This is a genomic window from Cupriavidus sp. 05T41 (assembly GCF_056396525.1).
The window spans coordinates 1-1866 of sequence record NZ_JBFTLQ010000190.1; the positions used below are offsets into that span (position 1 = coordinate 1).

1 protein-coding gene is annotated in these 1866 nt (G+C 68.3%); it reads left to right on the forward strand.

Annotated elements, in window-relative coordinates:
• Window positions 1-20 precede the first annotated feature (20 nt).
• Window positions 21-1859 carry a sulfoacetaldehyde acetyltransferase gene (gene xsc, locus AC1DKV_RS40385; protein ID WP_441621193.1) on the forward strand — a complete coding sequence of 613 codons (1839 nt, stop codon included), beginning with the start codon at window positions 21-23 and terminating at the stop codon, window positions 1857-1859.
• The last annotated feature ends 7 nt before the right edge of the window (window positions 1860-1866 follow it).

Below are 1866 nucleotides of genomic sequence, written 5' to 3' on the forward strand. Positions count from 1 at the left end.
AAGCCCGGAGACCCACCACCATGAGCGAACACCTCCCCGAATCCCTGCGCCAGGCCACCACCGACGCCCCCGCCACCACCGGCCCGCAGGCCATGACCCCCTCGGAAGCCTTTGTCGAAACCCTCGCCGCCAACGGCGTCACCGACATGTTCGGCATCATGGGCTCCGCCTTCATGGACGCCATGGACATCTTCGCCCCCGCCGGCATCCGCCTCATCCCCGTGGTGCACGAGCAGGGCGCCGGCCACATGGCCGACGGCTATTCCCGCGTCTCCGGCCGCCACGGCGTCGTCATCGGCCAGAACGGCCCCGGCATCAGCAACTGCGTCACCGCCATCGCCGCCGCCTACTGGGCCCACAGCCCCGTGGTCATCGTCACCCCCGAGGCCGGCACCATGGGCATCGGCCTCGGCGGCTTCCAGGAAGCCAAGCAGCTGCCGATGTTCCAGGAGTTCACCAAGTACCAGGGCCATGTCACCCACCCGGCACGCATGGCCGAGTTCACCGGCCGCTGCTTCGACCGCGCCATGGCCGAGATGGGACCCACCCAGCTCAATATCCCGCGCGACTACTTCTACGGCCAGATCCAGGCCGAGATCCCCCGCCCGCAGCGCCTGGACCGCGGCCCCGGCGGCGAACAACGCCTCAACGAAGCCGCCGAGCTGCTCGCCCAGGCCAGGTTCCCCGTCATCATCTCCGGCGGCGGCGTGGTCATGGCCGATGCCATCGCCGAATGCCAGGCACTCGCCGAGCGCCTCGGCGCGCCGGTGGTCAACAGCTACCTGCATAACGATTCCTTCCCYGCCAGCCATCCGCTGTGGTGCGGCCCGCTCGGCTACCAGGGCTCCAAGGCCGCCATGAAGCTGCTCGCCCGCGCCGACGTGGTGGTCGCCCTCGGCTCGCGCCTCGGACCCTTCGGCACCCTGCCCCAGCACGGCATGGACTACTGGCCCAAGCAGGCCAAGATMATCCAGATCGATGCCGACCACAAGATGCTCGGCCTGGTCAAGAAGATCTCCGTGGGCATCTGCGGCGACGCCAAGGCCGCCGCCGTGGCGCTGACCGGGCGCCTGGCCGGGCGCACCCTGGTGTGCGACGCCTCGCGCGAAGAGCGCGCCGGCCAGATCGCCGCCGAGAAGGCCGCCTGGGAGAAAGAGCTCGACGAATGGACCCACGAGCGCGACCCCTACAGCCTGGACATGATCGAGGAGCAGAAGCAGGAGCGCACGCCCAATGGCGGCCACTACCTGCATCCGCGCCAGGTGCTGCGCGAGCTGGAGAAAGCCATGCCCGAGGACGTGATGGTCTCCACCGACATCGGCAATATCAACTCGGTGGCCAACAGCTACCTGCGCTTCAACAAGCCGCGCAGCTTCTTCGCCGCCATGAGCTGGGGCAACTGCGGCTACGCCTTCCCCACCATCATCGGCGCCAAGGTGGCCGCGCCCCACCGCCCGGCCGTGTCCTATGCCGGCGACGGCGCCTGGGGCATGAGCCTGATGGAGACCATGACCTGCGTGCGCCACAATATCCCGGTCACCGCCGTGGTGTTCCACAACCGCCAGTGGGGCGCCGAGAAGAAGAACCAGGTCGACTTCTACAACCGCCGCTTCGTCGCGGGGGAGCTGGACAACCAAAGCTTCGCCGAGATCGCCCGCGCCATGGGCGCCGAGGGCATCGTGGTGGACAAGCTCGAAGACGTGGGCCCGGCGCTCAAGCGCGCCATCGATCTGCAGATGAATCACGGCAAGACCACCATCATCGAGATCATGTGCACCCGCGAGCTCGGCGACCCGTTCCGCCGCGATGCGCTCGCCAAGCCCGTGCGCACCCTCGACAAGTACAAGGACTTCGTCTGAGTCCCTG